Raw genomic sequence first — 17553 nt, 5'->3', positions numbered from 1 at the left:
TTTTAACTAAATCGCATTGATAAAGCGATGATTGAACTTACTTTTTTACGAAACAAACAATGCTATTTGATGATATAACCCTATTCCGACTAGTACATTAAACGGAAACGTAACCCCTAAAGAACTAAGCATTGCTAAGCCGATATCAGCATCTGGAATCGCTGCTTTTATTGCTGCTGGCGCTGCTATGTAAGAAGCACTCGCAACTAGGCTACCTAATATAACAATGGATCCTAGCTCGAGCTGCAAAGCGGTGGCGACAAAAACACCTATTGCACCTAGTAGGTTAGGGGTTATGATAGCGAATAGCGCTAATCGCCATTGATGCCAAGGGATTGGGCGTAAAGTTTGCGCTGCCATTAAACCCATTTCAAGTAAGAATAGCGCCAGTACTACTTTGAAGCTGTTAGTTAATAAGCTTGTAACTTGGCTTCCTTCTTGGGTGCCGTACATCATACCAATGATCACGCCGCCGACGAGCAATATCACGCTTTTGTTGGTGAGAGTTTCATGCCATAGGGCTTTAAGTGATAAGTTTTGCCCAGAGCCATTACCTAAGCGGCGATAAAGTAATAAACCAACGATGATGGCAGGTAACTCAAGCATCACTAAATAGAGTGTTACTTCTGCACCTACATTTAACGAATTAGACTCGGCATAGGCCAATGCAACAGCGAATGTACCGGCACTTACTGAGCCGTAATGCGCAGCAATACTTGCGCTATTTGCGATTGATAAATTAAGTACATATTTTAAAACAGGGAAAAGCAGTAACGGAATACAAGCGCCAAGTAGTAATACAGAGCCCATTTCAGGTAGCAATTGCCAATGTAAATTGCCATGTAATACCATTCCACCTTTTAGGCCTATAGTCAGCATGAGTAATAAACTCAATGTTTCGTAGGTTGCTTGGGGAATTTTTAAATCCGACCTTAATAAGCCAGCGATGACACCTAAAACAAAAAACATTACAACAATATCAGGCACTTTGTTCTCCTCTTAGTTAAAGGCCGCTATTCTAGATAAAAATTGATATAGAAAATAATTAAATAGTTGATATCATCATATAGGTGATTATCTATAGGTGGTGTATGGATCTAAGGCATATCTCTTTTCGTTTATTAGAAGTGTTTATGTGTGTTGTTAAAACACGCTCGATTAGTGAAACGGCAAGGCAATTATACTTAACGCAACCTACGGTATCGCAGCAAATAAAACGCTTACAAGAAACAGTCAATGAGCCATTAATTGTTGTTAACCAACAGCGTATACATGTGACAGAAGCGGGCTTTGCACTTTTTCAGACATGCCAGCAAGTGTTTGGGCACTTTGATGATTACCGAGACTACTTAGCCGAGCTCAGAGGGGGGGAGCGTGGTCAATGCAAGATTGCCATCGTGAATACTGCGCAATATATTCTACCTAAGCTATTGGGCCCTTATAGTAATTTACATCCGCACGTTGAATTACCGCTTGAAATTGGTAATCGTGCTGAGGTGTTAGCTCGTTTTGAAAGAGGGGAAGATGATATTTATGTTTTCAGTCATCCGCCTTCGTTGGAGCACGCAAAAGCTGCGCGTTTTTTACAAAATCCACTGGTCTTTATTGCGCCAAAAAACCATCACCTTGCTTTGCAAAAAAATGTAAATCTAAAAGCGTTAGTAACGGAGCGTTTTTTATTACGAGAACCAGGCTCTGCTACGCGTATGTTATTTGAAAGTGAACTACAAAGTAGGGGCTTTGTATTAAGTAACACTGTGCAGATGGCAAGCAATGAAGCTATTCGTGTATCGGTTGGCTCGGGTATGGGCTTGGGGGTTGTTTCTCGGCATGTTTTACCTGCGCATGACACTTCGTTTTGCATCCTTAATGTGGCCGATGTTCAGATTGCAAGTCATTGGTATTTTGTTGTTAGAACTGACCGGCACTTATCGCACGCTGCAAGAAGCTTTTTAAAGTTTGCTGAGTTAAATTTAGAGCAATGCTTAGATAAAGCTTGGATAACAAATGAATTAAGTACGCTTAACGACAGCCTTGGTTATTAATAAAGCTAAAAGGCCATCATGACCACTTGGTTGCGGCCATTACTTTTGGCTTTATAAAGCCCTTTGTCTGCTTGGGCGAGTAATTCGTTAATGTTATTGCTGCCAGATTTGTGTGTAATTATTCCAACGCTAATCGATAGCTTTATTTCGTGCTGCTGATGTATAAACGTTTCACTATTAATCGCTACACGTATGCGCTCAGACAATGCTTGGCCTTTTTGTAAACTGGTGTTGGTGAGCAGTACGGCAAATTCTTCGCCTCCTATTCGTGCGATAAGATCGCCTTCCCTAAGTTGCGATTTAATTTTATTGGCAACCCATTTTAATGCTTCATCGCCAGTATCATGACCATATTGATCGTTCACTTTTTTAAAAAAGTCGATATCGATCATCAGTGCACAGAGTTCGGTTAAGTTATTGTTGGCTTGTTCTAAATAGTTATTGCTAATAGTTAAAAACGCGCGTCTGTTTAGTAAGCCTGTTAGCGGGTCTCTATTGGCCAAGTCACTTAAAATTTGCTCAGACTCTAAAAACATAAGTAAGGGCCAAATCATCGCCGTTAGTGTGGTTATCACAATATGACTCAGTAAGATGATGGCGAGTATTTGTGAGAAATCGAAAGTAAATATATTAAGTCCATCTATGACTAATAGCCCTAGCTGTAAGAGCATAATGCAAGCATGCAAAACAAAACATAGCTGTAACAGGACCAGGTGAATAATGTGCTCGACATTGAGTTTTCTTAGTGCATAAGCCGCATAACTAAAACATGCAGCAATCACTGCTGTTGTTATAAGTTGATTAACTGAGTTGCTATACAAAGGTAATAATACGATTGCACTAGCGCCCAATAAATAAGCGCACAACTTTAACTTTTGTTTTTCGGATTGCGTATACGCATGTATACCCAAAATAGCTGCTAACGGAGCTGAAATTATGAGTAAGTCTGCTATGTAATGGGTGATAAATGGCAGATCTACAAAGAGCCTTAAAGAGGCTGTAATTTGCGCTAACACAAAAATTAGGCATGAGCTTCCCCAGTACAAATAGCTAGACTGCTTTCTTAAAAAGTACAAAGACAGTAAAAAAGCACCAATTATTAGGTTCAATAAAATTGAGATACTAATAATGGTGGGTAGGTGCACCATATATAATCCTAAACTCACACATTTTTGTTTTCACATTAATTATTATGTATTAGTTGAGTTATGGCAATACGCATTTAGTTCTTACAATTTTAGACTTTCCAGTGCTGGTTTAAGGGTTGGATAATGAAAACGGTAATTATGTGCGAGCACTTTTTTGGGAAGTACGAATTGCCCATGTAGTAGTAGGTCTGACATTTCACCCATCATCAACTTTAATACCCAACCAGGCATTCTAAGCATTGCTGGTCGCGACAGTACACTGCCTAAGGTTTGGCTAAACACGTTATTACTTACGGGGTCGGGAGCGGTTGCGTTAACAGGGCCATGAATGTCTTCGTGTGTGAGTATAAATAAAATAAGCTGGATCATGTCATCAATGTGTATCCACGACATACCTTGCTGCCCATGACCGAGTGGCCCACCTAAGCCAAACTTGAATGCGGGTAGCATTTTTGACAAGGCGCCGCCTTGTTTAGCAAGCACGATGCCGGTTCTTAACAGGCATACTCGTGTTTTCTCTGATTCTGCTTTTGTAGCTGCACGCTCCCAATCACGGCACAGCACATGACTAAACTCAGGGTAGATATCATTAAATTCTTCATCAATATGATTATCATTTTGACGGCCGTAAAAACCAATTGCACTACCAGATATAAAAGTATGAGGAGGTGACTCACAGCGATTAATAGCTTTGCTAATTTGCTGTGTTAGATTGACTCGACTCTCAAAAAGTGTGCGCTTTTGTGATTCACTCCAGCGTTTATTTACAATAGGCTCACCCGCTAAATTTATCACCGCATCGATGTCTTCAAAGTCGACTTCATCGAGTGTCTGTACAGCATGTACTTGATGTGTAAGCAGCACATTTGCTTGAATTGGATTACGACTAAGTACAGTTACTTTATGATGATTAAGTAAAAAAGGGCACAAGTGTTTACCAATTAATCCCGTTCCACCGGTTAACAAAATATGCATAGCGATACCCTTTTTATAAATATGCGTGTATGTTTTTTATACATAGCACGTCTGCTTTTTGCAAATTTATACGTAAAATGACATATTTACGTTCAGTTTTCATCGTTAGATTGGTAGAAAAAATAGGTTTTATTAGCTGTTGTTTTCGCTTTGTACATTGCTGTGTCAGCATTTTTTATTAATTGTAGTGCATCACAACTATGATCTGGAGCGATTGATACCCCAATACTTAAAGAAACTTCAATACGCTGATTTGCGACTTCAAATGGTAATTTAAATTGCGCAATTAAATGAGCGATCATCGCTTCAACATAGGATGTCTTGGCTGTGTTATGCATAATAACGATAAATTCATCTCCGCCGTAGCGGTATATATCATCGTCTGCACGGGTTGATGAACTGATCCGCTTTGCCGTTTCTTTTAAGATATCATCACCCACTGCATGACCGTAATGATCATTTAATTCTTTAAACTTATTTATATCAATAAAAATAACAGCGACCTTACTATCTTCAGTACACAAATTGATAGCATCAATGAGTTGTGACTCTAGTTCTGTACGATTAAGTAATCCTGTTAAATGATCGTGATTAGCTTGGAAGGTGAGCTTTGTCGTTTTTTTATGAATGATCTGGCTCATTCGGTAAAACCGTTTAAGTAAGTAGCTAATTTCATCATGGGCAGTGTAATGTGTAGTATCTGGTTTCTCTCCTCGCTCGAGCTTCTCAGTATTGGTAATTAATAGGTTAAGCGGTTTAAATAACTTATTTCTTATATACACAGCACACAAAACGGAAAGCAAAATAAATAGCGGGATCTGGATAGAAAGAGGTGATTACTTTTCTGTTATGCCTAAACTCTTTTCGTTCGATATCGAGGCGCTGTCTTTCGTCATCTTGAAAAGTGCTTATTTTTTCACTTAGTTGATCCATTATTATTTTTCCCTGGTCACTTCGAACGACGGACATTGCTTTTTTGATTGAGGCATCGGTATTTTGTTGCGCAAGCTCTATTGTTAGTGCAAGTTCAGCAAATTTTTGCTCAACAAGTAAGCGAATGTCACTTAGTTGCTGTTGTTGTTTTTTATTATCAACAGTGAGGCTATTAAGTTCAGATAGTCGAAATTGGCTTTCTTTTATTCCAGAATAATAGGGGGCAAGATAACTTGCATCATGGGTGAGTAAATAGCCACGCTGGCCTGTTTCAGCACTAATTACATCATTATAAAGTAGCTCTGACTCATCAATAATTAAGTGGGTACGAGTAACAGCGTCAAGTTTTGAGCGGCCTTCTTGATCGAGATAAAACACGATGGAAGTATTTAGTAATAACACTAAAAACAGTGATGAGAGTAACAGAGTTAGCTTTAATTTTAGTGACATCAATAAGCCATAATAAAATGAAATGAGCTTTGTTAATGATAAAGTATTGATGATGTTAGAGAATAACGCCAATAAAAGTTTAGCTGAAGGATAAAAAGGCACCTAGGTGATGAACAAAAACAGATTTAGTGACTTTTAATTATAAAAACTAAGTATTTTTGATTGATTTGATGTGTGTTTTTCTATTTATTGGTATGCTGTTATCAAAATAAATCCAGAATTATTACCTAGGGAGTTAGGTTGAACTTTTTACGTCGATTTCATGATATTGTTTCTGATCAGACTCTTTGTTTTGAAGATAAAGTTCAGCACATCTTACGGTTTGGTTTAGATGTTTTTGCCCTCGATTTTGCTATTGTGAGTGAAGTCCGTGAACAGGTTTATACTGTATTGCATGTGGTGTCTCCCAATAATGAAATTGCCGTAGGTACTCAATTTGATTTAGAAAATACATACTGCTTACATACACTTAAGGCTAATAAAGCGTTATCATTTTATCATGCGTCAAAAACACATATCGCAGCACACCCTTGTTATATTAATTTTCAATTAGAGTCTTATATTGGTGCGCCTATTTATGTGGGAAATCAGGTTGTGGGTACGGTTAATTTTTCTGCTCCCCAGCCATCAGCACCTTTTACAAATGAAGCGCATGACTATGTTGAACTTTTTGCTCAATGGCTGGGCAGTGAATTTGCGCGAAATAATAATGCTCAAAAGCTTATCAAAAAGAATTACATGCTGGCTCAAGTTGAAGATGTTGCCAAAATCGGCTCTTGGGAATTTGATTTAATAACCAATCGTATTTATTGGAGTAAACAAACACGCATAATTCATGAAGTAGCAGAAGATTATACGCCCAACATAGAGACAGCGATTAATTTTTATAAGCAAGGTGAAAGCCGAAACGCGATTGAAAAAGCCGTGTCAGATGCGATAGAGTATGGCATTGATTGGCAAAACGAAGTTGAGCTTGTAACAGCGAAAGGTAAAACAATTTGGGTGTCGACCTTTGGTGAGGCTGAGTTTAATAATGGGCAATGTATTCGCCTAATTGGTACATTCCAAGATATCACTAAGGAAGTGCTACTACGCGAAGAGCTAAAACAGCAAAAGGCCGACGCTGAACGCATATTAAAAGACCGCAGTATCCTGCTTGCAAAAATAAGTCATGAATTGAGAACCCCCCTTAATGGTATTACAGGGATGCTGACAACCTTACTCTATGAAAAGTCAGAACAAAAGCGTGAAGAAAAGTTAAAAGTAGCATTGCGCAGTGCTGATATTTTATTGAATATTATTAATGAAGTACTGGATTTCACAAAAATAAATCATGGCGAGTTACAGTTAGAGCCAAGTCACTTCTTACTGAAAACCATTTTTATTGATTTAGTGTCGTTATATACCCCGTTGTTTGAACAAAAACAGCTTCGGTTTGATACAGACATTAATATTGATGATGAATGCTGGACGTTTTGCGACAACACGCGAATAACTCAAATAGTTTCAAATCTATTGAGTAATGCACTTAAGTTTACCGATGACGGTCATATTAGCATTAAAGCTACCACAACCTCAGAGCAAGATACTGTTGTACTTCACTTACAAGTAAGTGATACAGGGGTTGGTATGACAGAAACCTTTATGAAATCACTGTTTTCACCGTTCACGCAGGAAGTAAATAAAGAGCGCAAAAAAGGGGGCACAGGACTCGGGCTTGCTATTATAAAAGAGTTAATTGATTACATGGGTGGCACAATTAATGTGTCAAGTGAATATCAAAAAGGGAGCTGTTTTGATATTCGATTACCTTTGCAAAAAGGCACGCCACAAAATCAAAGTAACCATAGTGGCAGTGATGTTGATTTATCGTCATTAGCTTTATCGATACTGGTTGTTGATGATAACCAAATCAACCGTTTCGTGCTTTCGGCCTTTCTAGAAAAAATGGGTTTATCCGCTGATTTTGCCTGTGACGGCGTCGATGCAATTAATAAATGTAAGCAAAAACACTATAACTTAATTTTTATGGACTGTGTTATGCCATTGTTGGATGGCCTTGAAGCAACGCGCCAATTAAGAGAACTTGCTATATGTCCTACGGATAAAACCTATATTGTAGCCTTAACGGCAAATACCTCTGCTGATGATAAAGCATCATGTAAACAAGCGGGTATGGACATGTTTATTTCTAAACCCGTTAAAAACATATTCATTGAGCAAGCAATACTTGCTGCTAAAGAAAAGTTTGATTTATAAGTAAGTTACGGAATCTTGCTTTTAGGCTTATAAAATTCCACTTTCCTAATTATTTTATCTAACCTATACTGTGTTTATGTACAGTGTTTGTGGTTGTGTATGTTTGTTATTCCTATCTATATTGAAGCAGGTATTACGGGTTTTGAATCGCCTGCGGCAGAGTACAAAGAACTTGGCTTGTCGCTTGATGAGCTGCTTATTAAGCATCCCCATGCAACCTTTATAGGTTTAGCATCAGGTCACTCAATGGTAGATGCAAAAATCTTTGATAAAGACTTATTAATTGTTGATAGAAGCGTGGCTATCCAAAATGGCGACATTATTGTTGCCACTTACAATGGCAGCTTTGTGTGCAAAATTATTGATACCAATAAACGGCAATTATTATCAGCCTCAGACTTATATAAGCCCGTATCAATTTATGAAGACGACCAGTTTAAAGTTGAGGGAGTTGTAACTGCTTGCATACGAACATTTAAGAATAACAAAAGCGTAAACTCCTTATGTATGCGCTAGTTGATGCCGCCGCTTTTTACGCAAGCGCAGAGAAAGTGTTTGATCCCTCCATTCGCTATAAACCGGTTGTTGTCCTAACGAACAACGATGGCTGTATTTGCGCCGTTTGCCCAATCGCTAGAAAGCTAAATATTCCAAACTTTGCACCTTATTTTAAAGTGAAAAACTTTTTAGCTAAAAATAATGTAGTGGTGCGTTCCTCAAACTATGAATTATATGCCGATCTAAGTGAGCGTATGATGACTGTGATAAGCCGGTTTAGCGATACGCACCATGTTTATTCGATAGACGAGTCATTTTTAAAGTTTACAGGGTTTAGCAGCCTGATTACTGATTGGCATGCTTATGGTCAGCAAATAAGGCGCACAGTATGGCGAGAAACAAGCTTGCCTGTTGGGGTCGGGTTTGGCACAACGCCAACATTAGCTAAAGCTGCAAATTATGCGGCTAAAAAACTACCTGGTTTTAAAGGTGTGGCTGTTATTAATGACGAGACTTCACGTAAACACATACTCAGCCAAATGGATGTAAGGCATGTATGGGGAGTCGGCTCTCGTTTAGCAAAAAAATTTAAACTGATGGGAATAGAAACAGCACAGCAACTTGCAGATCAAAGCCCTAAAAAAATGCGTAGGTTATTTAGTGTTGTTGTTGAGCGAACGGTGAGTGAATTAAATGGTGTGGCTTGTTTAAATTGGGATGAAGTGAAGCAAGGTAAAAAAGAGGTGTTTTCTACACGTAGTTTTGGTGAGCGAGTTACAGATATCAACACATTAAGAGCCGCATTAAGTGCGCACGCAGCAATTGTTGGTCGAAAACTAAGAAGGCAGGGCTCTATAACAAAGCGTATTGTGGTATTTGCTGCCAGCTCACCACATGATAATGAGTATTATAAAAAGTCTATAATATTTGATTTTCCTACTGCTACAGCAGATACACTCGAAATCACAAAAGCAGCCTCATTAATATTAGAAAAAATATACAAAGAGAATGTGCATTTTTATCGCTGTGGAGTCGGGGCAATTGAGTTGGAATGCTCAGCAAATAAGCAGCTAGACTTATTTACTGAAAAGCAGTCTAAGCAAGCACTCATGGACTGTGTTGACTCAATTAATAGTCGATACGGAACAGGTGCTTTACAATCAGGCAGTGAGTGTTTAACGCAGAAATGGAATATGCGCCGCGCATTTTTATCACCGCATTACACAACTAGGTGGTCTGATATTCCAATAATTAATTGTGGTTAAAACATTAAAGGAATATCAAATCAGCATTTGGAAAATTAATGACTCGCGCACAGTTGACTAAAAGTAACTGTCGCTTCACAAGTAAGAGGCGTACTCGACTGCCAATGTTGTATGTCTGATTTGGCTGTGCAACCGACATCTTCGATAAGTAGCCGCTTATCTTGGCAAAGCAGTAAAGCGGCATCTTGCTCTTGAATAACAACTTTTAACTGATAATTTTTAAATGGCGTAAGCCTGCTTTTATCGCCTCTGATCGCCGTTAATAGTAATTTTTGTGGGTCAGTATATGGCTCTGAGCTAAACTTTAGTGTTCCATCCACTGCGGCAGAAATATCTTTTAATTGCGATGCAAGATCTGCCATTTCTTCAGGGTTGTAAGTATTTGCTGAACTCGCGCAAGCTGCTGATAAAACAATTGCTGTGATGAGAGTTATATATCGCATTTTAAATATTCCACGCTGTTAAGTGTCCGTGTTCATCTTTACCCGTATCCAAATTCCAGTTGCAAAGTTGAGTGCATTCTTCATCATTAAAAATATCGTTAGCGATGATGGATATAAAGTATTTAATATTTTTAATGGCTAAATCAAACACGTCATTATAGTGCATTGGACCATTAGGGGTTGCGAGGTCTTCTATAAAGCTACTGTCAACTTCATTAGCTTTAGGGTAAAGAAGGCCATTGTCAGCGGCAACATGCCTAGCCCAAGGAAACAGTCTGTATCCTTCCTCTGCGTTATTTACTACTAATTGAAAGCCACTATGCCATGCATCAAAGTTGGGTTCTGCTACTTGGGCATATTCAGTGTGTGTACTAGTTAATATGTACTGCCAAAGTTTCTTTATATCATCATCAAGGCAATTCTTTTGATTGGTGCATGAGCCAATATTTAACTCAACGCGGTCGGCAAGGCCAATTTCGCCTAGATTTAATCGCGACCAAATAAACGAATCTTGATTCATCTCACATTGTCTGTGTTCGGCCTGATTATGCTCGTACGGTCCTACTTTAAGCTCGACTACAGGGTGTATTGTTATATCTGCAGCAACATGCGACATGTAGCCACACAGCCATGCAAAGCATTTTTCTTTCGCCCGTCCCTCAAGGTTTTTACAATACTTTATGGCTTCTTTAATAACATCACCTGTGTTTTGATAATGCATTAAATCAGCCCACTTGTTTTGTGCTGCATTACCTAAGGCAAGATAAGGATAATCAGGAGACACGCAACCAAGCTCAATATATTTTTGATTCATACTTAAAATTAACTTGGCTTGATTTGGAATGTTCATCCTTGAAAGAGCATTGTTATCAGTTGCTAAATTAGCCGCCGTAATATGTGCGAATGCACCAGGCATGAGTAAATCCTTCTACTTAATTATTATATTTACAACTTATAGGAGTATGATAATTAGTCAAGTTGTGAGGGGGTTGTTTTATAATTTGGTGATCTTATAGGTGAAGTGCGGAGTCGCCTGTATTCTTGGTTGTCTTTCATTAGCTGAACTTGAAGCGTAACTCGTTCTGCCCAAGATGCGTTAGCAGCTAAGGTAGTTGCTTAAAATCAATTAGTTAACCTGTTTAATTGCTCGGGCTAGCGGCCTCTGTATGCGTAAAAAATATAATTGCTTATTGAGGCAAATTTAGGTGTAATAAATACATAATAAGCGCTGAGCAATGCAGGGAAAGCTTACATAACACTAGCTAAGCTGATTAAATTAGCGAGGAAAGTGAGAGCCTCCAAAAGCCTACTTTTTATAAGTAAAGCCATAGCATAAACAACACCAACTCTGACACACCGAGCAGGTAGCGGCTCAGTCCAACAAGCAATTATGCAATTCAAACAGCGTGTTGCAAAATACTAAAATATTATGCTTTTATATAAATTCTCTAACTATGGAGTTGTCTATGAGAAAAATACAATTGAATGTGCTTCCTAATGAAGTCGTGAAATTAATAACGGAAGAAAATCCTATATATGAAGATATAGGTATCTTAGGTGATAAAGGAGAATTAAAAGGAGTTGTTATTACTCCTGAAGCATATTCTTATTTTCTAAAAAAAGTAGAAGAAGATGAAGATAAGGAAGACTTAGAATTTTTAGATAACTTTGATAGTAAAAATGAGTTGGATTCTGCTCAAACTCTTGATGATTTCTTAAAGGATGAGGATTAATAATGCCTATTAATTATGAACACGATACTGATTATGCAAATAATAGTGAAGAAATGCAGGATGTTACTGATGCTGTTAATGCAAAAGTACAAATAACTAATAAAGAAAATGTCATGGATTTTGACGAATTTTTACTTAAAGAAGGAATTTCAACAAATGCCATTCACAGTAAAGATAGCAAATAAAGCACAAAAAGAATTAAAAAAAGTATCTCCGCCTTATCAGCAAAAAATAATAAAAGCTGTTAAAGAGTTAGCTTTAAACCCTATGCCTATTGGTGTTAAAAAACTAAAAGGCAGGCTTAATGAGTATAGGGTAAGGGTTGCTGATTACCGTATAATTTATGAGATATACGACTCTGAAATGATCATATTAGTGGTAAAAGTTGGTCACAGAAAAGCTATATATAAATAATAGATCAAGCATAACAAACTATTCAAGTAGGACTAAAGTAGCAGGCTCTTCGCTTTGCTCGATTATAACCTGCTATTTTAGCCTCTTAGTGGAGCGTTAGGCATACAGGAAATGCAAGCCATCTTTAAACTCACAAATATAGTTTTAGTATTGTCATTATTAATAAGTAGTGTAAGTCATATTATTCTGCTTGCATCAGACAGTTTGCAGTACCGAACGTTTGTATTGGTTCAAATTACTGTTCAGCTATTAGCTTGTGCCGCTGTTTGGGGTATTCAAAAGTTTAAATTATCAGCTTTTATAGTTTTCTTTTTGCTGTCTTTAGTCTTTTTGGCTATAAATAGCTTTTATATTAATTACGGTAATTTTGCTGTGCACTTTGTTGTTTTTGTTATATTTTGGCTTTGTTATGGTAGCCTAATTTATAAATTTAAAACCAGTTTTGTGGCAAAGTATGCCTAACAAGGCAATTATGCGTGGGGCATTATGTTTTAAGTGAGTATGGACGCAGAATTAAAGAAAAGAGTTGATATCATAGTTGGACTTAGCAGGCTTGCTGGGGGGATGCTTATACCAATAGGGTGCCTACTAATATTCTTCTTTGTACAAGCCGTACTCGATCCGAATGCCGTAATTGAAGTGAACGGAATTTCGACTAATGACAAAAGTATGAAAATATTGGCTGTGCTATTTACCTGTTTATTTCCAATAATAGGCCTATTTTTAGCGTTTGCACCTAGCAAATTAATGGAAAAATTGGCCGCAAAAATAATTACCCGTTTAAGTTAATTTAAACATAACAAATTAATTAAAAAGTGGATGCAAAACAGCAGGCTTGCGCTCATTTTTCGCTTAGTTTAGTCTGCTATTTTCCGCCGTTTCTTAAGGCGCTATGTGTCACTAGTATGAAAGTAATTGATTCTGAAAATTGGGCTTGGTTTCTGTTCGAGCATGAAGGTGGTTTGTACCTGGATGCAAACTGCAATATGAGCGCGTTTGGCTATACGTACATGATTCGGCTAAATGAAAAGGAACAGGCGCAGTATACAGATGGAGGTCGGGAGTACCTAAATAAACTAGCTCACGATATTCATTACTCAGTTCCAATTGCCAAAGATACATCGTCAATCTACAAAGGCCGTGATGTATCAAATGAGTTAACAGAGTTAGCAACTGAAGCTGTTAAATTGTGGCGCGAGGGCAGCAATGAAAGTTAAACACATAACAAACAAATGCTGCATCGACCTTCGGGCTGGACGCGCTAACGCGTCGCTGCTTTGGGCGTTATGTAAATAAGGATGAAAACCATTGAAAAGAGTATACCTGCCGATATTGATTCTTTCTGTAGTAATCATCTTTGGAGCCTGGAATATAAGTAAATCAAGGACTTTTCAGGTGTTTGGAGAGATAGCCGCAAAGGTCGAAACCAATGAAAAGATTATCGCATTGACATTTGATGATGGTCCTTGGGGGGCGAAATATACCACTCAAGTGTTGAATATCCTTGAAGAACATGATGTGAAGGGTACGTTCTTCCTCAATGGGTCGGGAATTCAACAAAACAAGCAGCCGGCTATAGATCTGGTTAACGCAGGTCATCAGATAGGCAATCATTCGTACAGCCATAAAAGAATGATGTTAATGGGGTTTGATGAAGTGAGGGAGGAAATCGACTCCACCACAGCTTTAATCCGCCAAGTTGGATTTAAGGGTGAGATATACTTTAGGCCTCCATATGGTAAAAAGCTTTTTGTTCTGCCTTATTATTTGAAGTCGGAAGGAGTAAAAACAATCACATGGAATGTTGAGCCTGAAATCTATCCTGAAATTGCGAGAAGTTCTGCGTCTATCGCAGAGTATGTTGTTAAATCTTCTACTCCAGGTTCAATTATTCTTTTACACGTTTTGGGATCTAAAAACAAAGAGTCGCGAGACGCTATAGGGCCAATAATTAAGGGACTGAGAGCAAAGGGCTACAAATTTGTTACGGTCTCACAGTTGTTAGGGAAAAATGCATAACAAACGCAAGCAGCCGACTCGCTTCGCTCCTGGCTGTTGCAGGCGTTACCGAATAAATACTTTATTTGTCGAAAAACGCACTGAAGTGGTCGTCTGCTCCTCGCTCAAACTTATCTGTTGGGCAAAATTCCAACCTCATTGTTAAAAGCATAAGGTTGTATATGACCTGCCACAATCCATTGCCTGTCTCTTGCAAATTATTTATCCGAGAAGCTTTTATGAAATTCTATTGTGAGGAAGGTAGGAAAGGTGCCATTAGCTATCTTCCTATATATCCCCCAATCAACACCTAATCGAAAAATAAATTTAGTTAAGTATGATGCGATAAATGTGCGATATAAATAAAAGAACACAGGGTTAAGGTGCGATAAAGTAAATAGGTAAGTTAACTAACTTGTTGAATAGAGTGTAGAAAAATGGTCGGCATAGCAGGATTTGAACCTGCGATCCCTGACCCCCCATGATTTACCAGTATAACTATTAAACTATATGGATTTAAACAATAAATATATATTTTTACTGGTTTTTTATACAGTTAAAATTGCACTTTTTCTCATTTTTATAGTTTAGTAAATTCAAGTGCTTAGAGCCTTGTTACAAATGCTACACACTATAAAATATAATTAAATATAGGTGTGCCATGAACCTTGTAGGGTGATTCTAAAAACTCTATATTAGGAACTGAATTTAAAAGGAATTTAATATCAGACAGGAAATACAAGAAGTAACAGTCCAAGAGATGGAAGATGATCTGTTTGCAGTGACAGGTGACCGTGGTTTAGCAAAAGCACAGGCACAAGTATTCGCAATACATTATCGTGGTGAAATTATTGATTGTGTTAGATAACAGCGTGGCACAATTTCAGCTGATGACTTAATTTATTCACGCCATATTCGCTGGGAACATATGAAAAAGCGCGCTGAAAAGTTGGCTGGAAATATGTCTAAGTCAGGACGCGGAAAAACCTAAAGATACGGCTGCTCATCATATAGTACCTTGGAACGATATGCGTGCAGCTCGTTCACGACTGAGATTAGCTGCTTTTGGTATAGACATTGATCACGAAGCGAATGGTGTTTATTTACCTCGGTTTCAAAAGCATGTCCTAGTGGATATTCTTTCAGATGCCTACTCACATTCAAAGATTCACATAGGTAAGTATTACTTTAATGTAGAGTTTTTACTTAATGAAACAATTGCGGATGATTTAGGTCGGCAAGGTCTTATTGAAATATTGCGAGAGATAGGGGAGGAGCTTGTTGACGGTACATTCCCTATTACCAAACCCTTAACTCAGGCTAATGTGTAATGACAGATAAATTTAACAAAGTATTTAGTGTTAGTGTCGATCCTGATGAATTCTTACTGCTCAACGAAACAGGCTTCGAGCAAGCAATTCAGTTAACAGAAGGACAATTGTTGCTGTTTGACGGTAGCAGCATGAAGGAAAGCTGGAGAACCTTAGGCGTAGATTGGTTACTTGAACCGAGTGCGGTTAATCAAAATTTATCTAAACCAGATATAGCTGGATTAGGCGCATCAACTTTTGTTGTATCTCCAAAATTTTCACATTTATTTTTAAATAATTTTGGCAAGAATATTGAGTTACTTGTATGTAATTTAGATGGTGAACAATGGATTGCATTTAATGTAGTCGGTTTTGACAAAGCGCTTAATGAAGACCTTACTATCCGTAACATGAGAAACGGTAAGCCAAGTAGGGTAAGGAAATTTAAGAAAATGGTGTTCACAAAAAGTGCCATTGAAAACCTAGAGCTATTTAGAGTACGCGAAGTCGGTTTGCAATACTTCACAACTGATGCGGAAAATAGCTTATATACATTCACTAAAAAGCATAACGTTAAAGGGTTGCACTTTAATGAAGTTGAAGTGGTTTAGTTTTAAAAACACAAACTTTGCTGTCTCTTGAATACAAGTCTAACTCAAGAGGCTTTGCTAAATCGTAGCCCTCAAAGAGGGCTTGTAACTTAAGCCATCCTTGTCATCACTTTTCCAGACTTTATGGTATCCTTCAACCAACGACCGGTGCTTGTAATATGTGATGATAGCTAACGCATCTTTTTTTGTTGGTGATCGGTTTGCTGGTTAATAGGTGCCAGCTTAAATTATTTTTAATGTTTCCTTGCTCCGCACAACTTACATAATAAATTCGCAGGGATTGCCTTCATATTTTAAGGAACTTTGAGCATTACGGTACAAACTGTTAAACGTGAAATAAAATCAGGGACACATCCGCAAAAAATATTACAAAGCAAAGATACTAACTGGACTGGTGTATGAATGTTTATAGATTAAAATCAATGGTTAATAGCTATGAAGTCATTGATTTAGATATTTTTGAATTTGCTGAGATAATTGGAGATGAAGATTTATCCTTGGTTAGAAGCCAGCCTAGAACGAACGAAAGCTTGTTAAATACTTGGGTGACACCTTCATGCTCATTTAGTAAAGAATACAAACAAGCTGGACAACATCCAGATATCTCTTTTTGGGGAACTTATCTTGTAATGTCAGCGGGTGCCAAAAATGAAATGTATGAATTGCTAAGCGACTTTGGAGAGTTTTTGCCTTTAAAAGTTGAAGGTGTTGATTTTTACCTTTTCAATTGTTTAACCTTTGGCCTCGAGGATAAGCAATTATGTATATTGAAATACACTGAAGGTCTTGAAGATGGGCTTGAAAGCCTTGCCTTTGATACTCAAGATGTTCAATTAAAACCAATTTTCAAGTCAAAATTACAAGGTTCTAGAACACTGTTTGCTAATGAAGATTTTAAGCAATGTTATGAGCTAAATAACTTTTCTGGTCTTAGATTCGATACTGAGCTCTTAAATATATTTTAGTTAATTTAAAAGACGCTACCTATAGGTTAATCAACGTATTATTTTAAAAGCTGAGGCATTTATTAAAGGCAATGTCTTTATGTAAGTACACCTAAATGTTCTCAGCTTTTAATGTGACCATCCTTTAGGGAGCTTTTTAAATAGCTCTACATCAATTAGTTAGGTACTAATAACCCTAATTTTAACCCCGCCATTACTCTTAAACATAATATCAATACTGATAAAATTTAAATGAGTCTATAAAGGAAGGTAACGAAGAATTGTGAAGGATGAAGTTTATTGGAATAGATTTCAATTTAGAGAATAGAGTGTAGAAAAATGGTCGGCATAGCAGGATTTGAACCTGCGACCCCTGACACCCCATGACAGTGCGCTACCAAGCTGCGCTATATGCCGACGTTGCGAGCTATAGTACGGCTTTTTTTATAAAAATCAATACACCTTAGGTTTGTTTGCCTGTTTATTGTTCATTATTGCACGATTGCACGATTGCACGATTGCACGAT

The 17553-nt window shown here is 37.7% G+C and carries 21 protein-coding genes, 1 tRNA gene and 1 pseudogene; 14 read left to right on the top strand and 9 right to left on the bottom strand.

Going from position 1 to position 17553, the window contains the following annotated elements:
- Nucleotides 1-45: 45 nt before the first annotated feature.
- On the bottom strand, nucleotides 46-987 hold the full coding sequence (locus tag PAARA_RS12435) for a sodium-dependent bicarbonate transport family permease (RefSeq protein ID WP_062569332.1): 942 nt from the start codon (nucleotides 985-987) through the stop codon (nucleotides 46-48).
- Between the two features lie 104 nt (nucleotides 988-1091).
- Between PAARA_RS12435 and PAARA_RS12430 the strand changes: the two genes are divergently transcribed.
- Entirely contained in the window at nucleotides 1092-2045 is a 954-nt protein-coding gene (locus PAARA_RS12430; protein ID WP_062569331.1) for a LysR family transcriptional regulator, read from the top strand.
- Nucleotides 2046-2050: 5 nt separating this feature from the next.
- On the opposite strand, the gene PAARA_RS12425 is transcribed toward PAARA_RS12430, so the two are convergent.
- The 4 genes from PAARA_RS12425 to PAARA_RS12410 form a co-directional block, all read right to left on the bottom strand.
- Nucleotides 2051-3193 (bottom strand): sensor domain-containing diguanylate cyclase, encoded by a 1143-nt coding sequence (locus PAARA_RS12425; RefSeq protein ID WP_062569330.1) that lies wholly within the window; start codon nucleotides 3191-3193, stop codon nucleotides 2051-2053.
- Between the two features lie 81 nt (nucleotides 3194-3274).
- Complete coding sequence (locus PAARA_RS12420) at nucleotides 3275-4168, bottom strand: TIGR01777 family oxidoreductase (RefSeq protein ID WP_062569329.1); 894 nt, start codon at nucleotides 4166-4168, stop codon at nucleotides 3275-3277.
- A gap of 92 nt (nucleotides 4169-4260) precedes the next feature.
- Entirely contained in the window at nucleotides 4261-4950 is a 690-nt protein-coding gene (locus PAARA_RS12415) for a GGDEF domain-containing protein (RefSeq protein WP_062569328.1), read from the bottom strand.
- A complete protein-coding gene (locus PAARA_RS12410) occupies nucleotides 4934-5551 on the bottom strand; it encodes a CHASE3 domain-containing protein (RefSeq protein WP_157066200.1) in 618 nt (205 codons plus the stop codon). Before PAARA_RS12410 ends, PAARA_RS12415 begins: the two co-directional genes overlap by 17 nt.
- Before the next feature lie 240 nt (nucleotides 5552-5791).
- Between PAARA_RS12410 and PAARA_RS12405 the strand changes: the two genes are divergently transcribed.
- From PAARA_RS12405 to PAARA_RS12395, 3 genes are all read left to right on the top strand, one after another.
- Entirely contained in the window at nucleotides 5792-7810 is a 2019-nt protein-coding gene (locus PAARA_RS12405; RefSeq protein WP_062569326.1) for an ATP-binding protein, read from the top strand.
- A gap of 99 nt (nucleotides 7811-7909) precedes the next feature.
- Nucleotides 7910-8326 (top strand): LexA family protein, encoded by a 417-nt coding sequence (locus PAARA_RS12400; RefSeq protein ID WP_062569325.1) that lies wholly within the window; start codon nucleotides 7910-7912, stop codon nucleotides 8324-8326.
- Nucleotides 8314-9573, top strand: coding sequence for a Y-family DNA polymerase (locus PAARA_RS12395; protein WP_062569324.1), 1260 nt, complete (start codon nucleotides 8314-8316; stop codon nucleotides 9571-9573). The genes PAARA_RS12400 and PAARA_RS12395 overlap by 13 nt, the downstream gene beginning before the upstream one ends.
- A 35-nt stretch (nucleotides 9574-9608) precedes the next feature.
- On the opposite strand, the gene PAARA_RS12390 is transcribed toward PAARA_RS12395, so the two are convergent.
- Both PAARA_RS12390 and PAARA_RS12385 read right to left on the bottom strand, forming a co-directional pair.
- Complete coding sequence (locus PAARA_RS12390) at nucleotides 9609-10016, bottom strand: hypothetical protein (protein ID WP_062569323.1); 408 nt, start codon at nucleotides 10014-10016, stop codon at nucleotides 9609-9611.
- A 1-nt stretch (nucleotide 10017) separates the two neighbouring features.
- Nucleotides 10018-10932: a zinc dependent phospholipase C family protein gene (locus tag PAARA_RS12385; protein ID WP_062569322.1), complete on the bottom strand. Its 915-nt coding sequence runs from the start codon at nucleotides 10930-10932 to the stop codon at nucleotides 10018-10020.
- Nucleotides 10933-11482: 550 nt separating this feature from the next.
- Here PAARA_RS12385 and PAARA_RS12380 point away from each other — a divergent pair.
- From PAARA_RS12380 to PAARA_RS12340, 9 genes are all read left to right on the top strand, one after another.
- The gene (locus tag PAARA_RS12380) at nucleotides 11483-11749 is read left to right on the top strand and encodes a hypothetical protein (RefSeq protein ID WP_062569321.1); all 267 of its coding nucleotides are present in this window, start codon (nucleotides 11483-11485) and stop codon (nucleotides 11747-11749) included.
- 2 nt (nucleotides 11750-11751) lie between these two features.
- Nucleotides 11752-11934, top strand: a complete 183-nt coding sequence (locus tag PAARA_RS20545) for a hypothetical protein (RefSeq protein WP_062569320.1) — start codon at nucleotides 11752-11754, stop codon at nucleotides 11932-11934.
- Nucleotides 11906-12163, top strand: coding sequence for a type II toxin-antitoxin system RelE family toxin (locus tag PAARA_RS12370; RefSeq protein ID WP_062569319.1), 258 nt, complete (start codon nucleotides 11906-11908; stop codon nucleotides 12161-12163). The genes PAARA_RS20545 and PAARA_RS12370 overlap by 29 nt, the downstream gene beginning before the upstream one ends.
- Before the next feature lie 111 nt (nucleotides 12164-12274).
- Nucleotides 12275-12625: a hypothetical protein gene (locus PAARA_RS12365; RefSeq protein ID WP_062569318.1), complete on the top strand. Its 351-nt coding sequence runs from the start codon at nucleotides 12275-12277 to the stop codon at nucleotides 12623-12625.
- Between the two features lie 39 nt (nucleotides 12626-12664).
- Nucleotides 12665-12952 (top strand): hypothetical protein, encoded by a 288-nt coding sequence (locus PAARA_RS12360; protein WP_062569317.1) that lies wholly within the window; start codon nucleotides 12665-12667, stop codon nucleotides 12950-12952.
- 116 nt (nucleotides 12953-13068) lie between these two features.
- Complete coding sequence (locus PAARA_RS12355; RefSeq protein ID WP_062569316.1) at nucleotides 13069-13380, top strand: hypothetical protein; 312 nt, start codon at nucleotides 13069-13071, stop codon at nucleotides 13378-13380.
- Nucleotides 13381-13471: 91 nt separating this feature from the next.
- Nucleotides 13472-14182: a polysaccharide deacetylase family protein gene (locus tag PAARA_RS12350; RefSeq protein ID WP_062569315.1), complete on the top strand. Its 711-nt coding sequence runs from the start codon at nucleotides 13472-13474 to the stop codon at nucleotides 14180-14182.
- Nucleotides 14183-15189: 1007 nt separating this feature from the next.
- Nucleotides 15190-15492 (top strand): AHH domain-containing protein, encoded by a 303-nt coding sequence (locus PAARA_RS20795; protein WP_062569314.1) that lies wholly within the window; start codon nucleotides 15190-15192, stop codon nucleotides 15490-15492.
- Nucleotides 15492-16082 (top strand): hypothetical protein, encoded by a 591-nt coding sequence (locus PAARA_RS12340; protein ID WP_062569313.1) that lies wholly within the window; start codon nucleotides 15492-15494, stop codon nucleotides 16080-16082. Before PAARA_RS20795 ends, PAARA_RS12340 begins: the two co-directional genes overlap by 1 nt.
- A gap of 105 nt (nucleotides 16083-16187) precedes the next feature.
- Here the strand turns inward: PAARA_RS12340 and PAARA_RS20790 are convergent.
- A pseudogene (locus tag PAARA_RS20790) lies at nucleotides 16188-16365 on the bottom strand (IS4 family transposase); the annotation flags it as partial.
- Nucleotides 16366-16480: 115 nt separating this feature from the next.
- On the opposite strand from PAARA_RS20790, the gene PAARA_RS12335 reads away from it, so the two are divergent.
- Entirely contained in the window at nucleotides 16481-17047 is a 567-nt protein-coding gene (locus PAARA_RS12335; protein WP_157066199.1) for a hypothetical protein, read from the top strand.
- Between the two features lie 319 nt (nucleotides 17048-17366).
- Here the strand turns inward: PAARA_RS12335 and PAARA_RS12330 are convergent.
- A tRNA-Pro gene (locus tag PAARA_RS12330) sits at nucleotides 17367-17443 on the bottom strand.
- Nucleotides 17444-17553 lie beyond the last annotated feature (110 nt).

This window comes from Pseudoalteromonas arabiensis (assembly GCF_001550155.1).
Classification (GTDB): domain Bacteria; phylum Pseudomonadota; class Gammaproteobacteria; order Enterobacterales; family Alteromonadaceae; genus Pseudoalteromonas; species Pseudoalteromonas arabiensis.
This window is presented reverse-complemented; position numbering and strand designations above follow the sequence as displayed.

Bases quoted from the DNA above. Each gene is read 5' to 3' on its own strand.
- PAARA_RS12430 (WP_062569331.1), top strand. From the start codon at position 1,092: ATGGATCTAAGGCATATCTCTTTTCGTTTATTAGAAGTGTTTATGTGT.
- PAARA_RS12425 (WP_062569330.1), bottom strand. From the start codon at position 3,193: ATGGTGCACCTACCCACCATTATTAGTATCTCAATTTTATTGAACCTA.
- PAARA_RS12420 (WP_062569329.1), bottom strand. From the start codon at position 4,168: ATGCATATTTTGTTAACCGGTGGAACGGGATTAATTGGTAAACACTTG.
- PAARA_RS12410 (WP_157066200.1), bottom strand. From the start codon at position 5,551: ATGTCACTAAAATTAAAGCTAACTCTGTTACTCTCATCACTGTTTTTA.
- PAARA_RS12400 (WP_062569325.1), top strand. From the start codon at position 7,910: ATGTTTGTTATTCCTATCTATATTGAAGCAGGTATTACGGGTTTTGAA.
- PAARA_RS12395 (WP_062569324.1), top strand. From the start codon at position 8,314: ATGTATGCGCTAGTTGATGCCGCCGCTTTTTACGCAAGCGCAGAGAAA.
- PAARA_RS12390 (WP_062569323.1), bottom strand. From the start codon at position 10,016: ATGCGATATATAACTCTCATCACAGCAATTGTTTTATCAGCAGCTTGC.
- PAARA_RS12385 (WP_062569322.1), bottom strand. From the start codon at position 10,932: ATGCCTGGTGCATTCGCACATATTACGGCGGCTAATTTAGCAACTGAT.
- PAARA_RS12380 (WP_062569321.1), top strand. From the start codon at position 11,483: ATGAGAAAAATACAATTGAATGTGCTTCCTAATGAAGTCGTGAAATTA.
- PAARA_RS20545 (WP_062569320.1), top strand. From the start codon at position 11,752: ATGCCTATTAATTATGAACACGATACTGATTATGCAAATAATAGTGAA.
- PAARA_RS12370 (WP_062569319.1), top strand. From the start codon at position 11,906: ATGCCATTCACAGTAAAGATAGCAAATAAAGCACAAAAAGAATTAAAA.
- PAARA_RS12365 (WP_062569318.1), top strand. From the start codon at position 12,275: ATGCAAGCCATCTTTAAACTCACAAATATAGTTTTAGTATTGTCATTA.
- PAARA_RS12360 (WP_062569317.1), top strand. From the start codon at position 12,665: ATGGACGCAGAATTAAAGAAAAGAGTTGATATCATAGTTGGACTTAGC.
- PAARA_RS12355 (WP_062569316.1), top strand. From the start codon at position 13,069: ATGAAAGTAATTGATTCTGAAAATTGGGCTTGGTTTCTGTTCGAGCAT.
- PAARA_RS20795 (WP_062569314.1), top strand. From the start codon at position 15,190: ATGCGTGCAGCTCGTTCACGACTGAGATTAGCTGCTTTTGGTATAGAC.
- PAARA_RS12340 (WP_062569313.1), top strand. From the start codon at position 15,492: ATGACAGATAAATTTAACAAAGTATTTAGTGTTAGTGTCGATCCTGAT.
- PAARA_RS12335 (WP_157066199.1), top strand. From the start codon at position 16,481: ATGAATGTTTATAGATTAAAATCAATGGTTAATAGCTATGAAGTCATT.